4 protein-coding genes are annotated in these 4,024 nt (G+C 70.0%); 1 reads left to right on the top strand and 3 read right to left on the bottom strand.

Going from position 1 to position 4,024, the window contains the following annotated elements; translation table 11 throughout:
• A partial coding sequence (gene mrdA / locus AC1DZ6_RS20570; protein ID WP_477098992.1) for a penicillin-binding protein 2 occupies positions 1-1,748 on the top strand: 1,748 nt, incomplete at its 5' end.
• 153 nt (positions 1,749-1,901) lie between these two features.
• On the opposite strand, the gene AC1DZ6_RS20575 is transcribed toward mrdA, so the two are convergent.
• The 3 genes from AC1DZ6_RS20575 to AC1DZ6_RS20585 all read right to left on the bottom strand — a co-directional run.
• Positions 1,902-2,384 (bottom strand): heme-degrading domain-containing protein, encoded by a 483-nt coding sequence (locus AC1DZ6_RS20575; RefSeq protein WP_477098993.1) that lies wholly within the window; start codon positions 2,382-2,384, stop codon positions 1,902-1,904.
• Entirely contained in the window at positions 2,381-3,418 is a 1,038-nt protein-coding gene (locus AC1DZ6_RS20580) for an oxidoreductase (protein ID WP_477098994.1), read from the bottom strand. The genes AC1DZ6_RS20575 and AC1DZ6_RS20580 overlap by 4 nt, the downstream gene beginning before the upstream one ends.
• Positions 3,419-3,499: 81 nt before the next feature.
• Positions 3,500-4,024 (bottom strand): MFS transporter (locus AC1DZ6_RS20585; protein ID WP_477098995.1); only part of this gene is annotated, 525 nt, incomplete at its 5' end.

Raw genomic sequence — 4,024 nt, forward strand, 5'->3', positions numbered from 1 at the left:
GCGTGGCCCTGGCCTCCAACCGACCGAACTTCCGGCTGATGGTCACCAAGGACACCGGCTTCGACGCCGAGACGACGCTGGACGAGCTGACCCAGCTGGTCCCCATCGATCCGGCCCGCCGTTCGCGCCTGCTCAAGGACCTGGCCCACGCCCCCAAGAAGGCCCCGGTGGCGGTGATGGAGGACATGACCTGGGAGGAGTTCTCGCGGATCAACATCCGCGCGCCGGAACTGCCCGGGGTCACCGCCGACATGGGCGAGGTGCGGGTCTATCCGTTCGGCGGCGCCTTCGCCCACGTGATCGGCTACGTGGCCAAGGTGTCGGACCGCGATCTGAAGAAGGCCGAGGCCGACCCGACCCAGGACCAGTCCCTGCTGCATCACCCGGGCTTCCGGATCGGCAAGCTGGGGGTCGAGAAGGCCTTCGACGTGCCCCTGCGCGGCCAGGCGGGCGCCAACAAGGCCGAGGTCGACGCCCAGGGCCGCACGGTGCGGCTGGACCCCGAGGGCGACATCCCGGCCAAGGCCGGCGCCGACATCCGCCTGACCCTGGACGCCGACATCCAGAACCGCGCCCTGGAGGTGATGGGCGACGAGAGCGGGGCGATCGTGGTCATGGATTGCCGCAACGGCGACCTGCTGGCCATGGCCTCGGCCCCCAGCTTCGACGCCAACCGCTTCGTGAAGGGCCTGTCGGGTCCGGAGTACCGGGCGCTGGCCGAGTACGAGCGCAAGCCGTTGCTGGACAAGGTGATGACCGGCACCTATCCGCCCGGCTCGACCTTCAAGCCGACCGTGGCCATGGCGGCGCTGACGGCGGGGGTGGACCCGACCGAGCGGGTGCTGTGCACCGGCGRCTGGGCGTTCGGCGGCCGGGTCTGGCACTGCCACAAGAAGGGCGGCCACGGGGTGCAGGACATGCACGCCGCCATCAAGAACAGCTGCGACGTCTATTTCTACCAGATGGCCCTGCGCATCGGCCCCGACCCGATCAGCGCCGCGGCCAAGGCCTTCGGTTATGGCGGCACCTTCGACATCGGCATTCCGGGCCAGAAGAAGGGCCTGGTCGGCTCGCGCGAATGGAAGAAGAAGGCCTTCAAGCGCGACCCGGTCTGGCATCCGGGCGACAGCGTGCCGTTCGGGATCGGCCAGGGCTATATCAACGTCAACGCCTTGCAGCTGGCCGTGATGACCGCGCGGCTGGCCAACGGGCGCAAGGCGCTCAATCCTCGCCTGGTGAAGTCCGTGGGCGGGGTCGAGCAGCCGCAGGGCGACGCCGTGCCCGACCTGCCGTTCAGCCAGGAGCACCTGGAGATCGTCCGGGCCGGCATGGCGGCGGTGGCCAACGACCCGACCGGCGGCGCCTTCAAGCAGAGCCAGCTGGGCCTGGGCGACGTGAAGATGGCCGGCAAGACCGGCACCGCCCAGGTGCGCCAGTACGCGGCCGGGGCCTCGCGCAGCAACCAGGGCATCGCCTGGCGGCTGAAGGACCACAACCTGTTCATCGCCTTCGCGCCCTACGACAACCCGCGCTACGCCCTGTCGGTGATCATCGAGCACGGCGGCCAGTTCGGCTCCAGCGCCGCCGCCCCGCGAGCGCGAGAGGTGATGCGCGTGGCCCTGTTGAAGGACCCGGAGATCCGGGCCCGGATCGAACGCCCCATGCCGCTGCCGGACGCGCCTGACGAGGGGGAAGGGGATGTGGGGGCGGGGGATGCGCCGGTGGCGCCGGTGGACCCGGAGGGCTAGGCGCCGCCCTTTGAACCGCTCATCCCGGCGAAGGCCGGGACCCAGATCCCAGGGCGGTGTGGCGGGTTGGAAGAGCTCGGCGCTTCTGGCGTCAGCCTCAAAGCCATTCCATCTGGGTCCCGGCCTTCGCCGGGATGAGCGGATTCTTTGGGGTTAGGTCTGAAGAAGGCGCTCCAGCACCTCCACCACCAGAGCGTGGTCCTCCACTTGCGGCAGGCCCGAGACGGTGATCGCGCCGATGCAGCCCAGGCCTTCCAGCGTCAGCGGAAAGCCGCCGCCGTGGGCCGCGTGGTCGCGGGGCGAGAGGCCGTAGCGCTGCTCCAGGGTCTCGCCCGAGGCTTTCAGCTTCAGGCCGACGGCCAGGGTGCTGGTCCCCAGGGTCAGGACCGTGTTGCGCTTGCGGCGCACCCAGTCGGCGTTGTCTGGACCCGCGCCGGGCAGGGCGGCGTGGAACAGCGGGCGCTCGCGCAGGCTGATGTCGATCGCCACCGGCGCGGCGCGGGCCAGGGCGGCGTCGCGCAGGGCGGTCCCCAGGGTCCAGGCGGTCTCCAGGGTGAAACGCTGGAAGACCAGGGCCTTTTCCTGCTCGGCGATGGCGGCCAGCAGCTCGGGGTTGGTCCCAATCTTCCTGTTCAAAGCGACAGCTCGCGGCCTTCGGCGGCGCTGCGGGCGGCCAGGTCGATCAGCGCCATCACCGCCAGGGCCTCCTCCGGCGGGGCCGGATTGGCGCCGTGGCCCGACAGGGCGTCGCGGATGGCGGCGTAATAGGCCAGGTAGTCGCCGGGCGCGCCCTCAACCACGCGGCTGACCGTGCCTTCGCCGTCAGGAACGGTCAGGGTCCCCGGACGCGGATCGACGCCCCAGCCTTGCGAGCCGGGGATGATCCCGGCCTTCAGGGCGTTCTCCTGCTCGTCCAGGCCCTCCTTGTGGAAGCTGCCCTGGGTCCCGTGCACGGCCAGGCGCAGGCGGGAGTCGATCGTCATCTGGCTGGCGTGCAGCAGCACCCGCAGGCGCGGATAGCGCAGCACCAAGTGGAAATAGTCCGGGGCCTGGCCGCCGTCCTTCTGGACCGCGAGGTCGGCATAGACCGCCTGGGGCGGACCGAACAGCTGCAGGGCCTGGTCGATCAGGTGCGGACCCAGGTCCAGCAGGGCGCCGGCCCCCGGCTTCTCGCGCCAGCGGTCGCGAACCAGCGGGCGGTGGCGGTCGAAATGGCTCTCGTACTGCACGATCTCGCCCAGTGACCCGTCGGCGATCAGGGCCTTGAGGGTGAGGAAGTCGCTGTCCCAGCGGCGGTTGTGGAAGATGCTCAGCAGCTTGCCGGCCCGCTGGGCGTGGTCGGCGACGGCGCGGGCCTCGTCCAGGGTGACCGCGAACGGCTTGTCGATCACCACGGCCTTGCCGGCGTCCAGGGCCGCGTGGGCCTGGCTGGCGTGCAGCGGGTCGGGGGTGGCGATCACCACCAGGTCGATCTCGGGGTCGGCCAGGGCGGCGGCGAGGTCGGGCGCGATCTTCACGCCCGGATGATCGGCCAGGACCTTGGCGGGGTCGCTGGAGACCACGGTGTGCAGCAGCAGGCCGGGCGTGGCGGCGATCAGCGGCGCGTGAAAGGCCTTGCCGACGAAGCCGTAGCCGACCAGGGCGACCTTGAAGGGGAGGGGGGAGGACATGTGAGTCTTATACCGTCTCTCCACGAAAAAGCCCCCGGTCTCGCGACCGGGGGCTGGTTCTTCAGGCGCTCATGACGGTCGCTAGACCTTCACGGGCTCCATCTTCGGGGTCAGCAGGTGGATGACCAGCAGGGCGACCAGATAGGCGCTGCCGGCGACCACGAAGATCGGCGTGTAGGTGCCGATCTTGTCGAGGACCTGGCCGATGTACTTGGAGAACACCATGCCGCCCACCGCGCCCAGCATGCCGCCGATGCCCACGACGGAGCCGACGGCTCCACGCGGGAACACGTCCGAGGGCAGGGTGTAGAGGTTGGCCGAGAAGCCCTGGTGAGCCGCCGTGGCGACACCGATGATCAGGACGGCGGTCCAAAGGTTGTCGACATTGGCCGCGAACATCACCGGCACGGCCAGCAGGGCGCAGATCAGCATCGTCGTCTTGCGGGCGGCGTTGATGCTCCAGCCCATCTTCATGAAGTTGGACGACAGCCAGCCGCCGCCGACGCTGCCGACGGCGGCGGCTGGCTGTCGTCCAACTTCATGAAGATGGGCTGGAGCATCAACGCCGCCCGCAAGACGACGATGCTGATCTGCGCCCTGCTGGCC

The sequence above is a fragment of the Caulobacter sp. P1_B12_2 genome, from assembly GCF_056406675.1.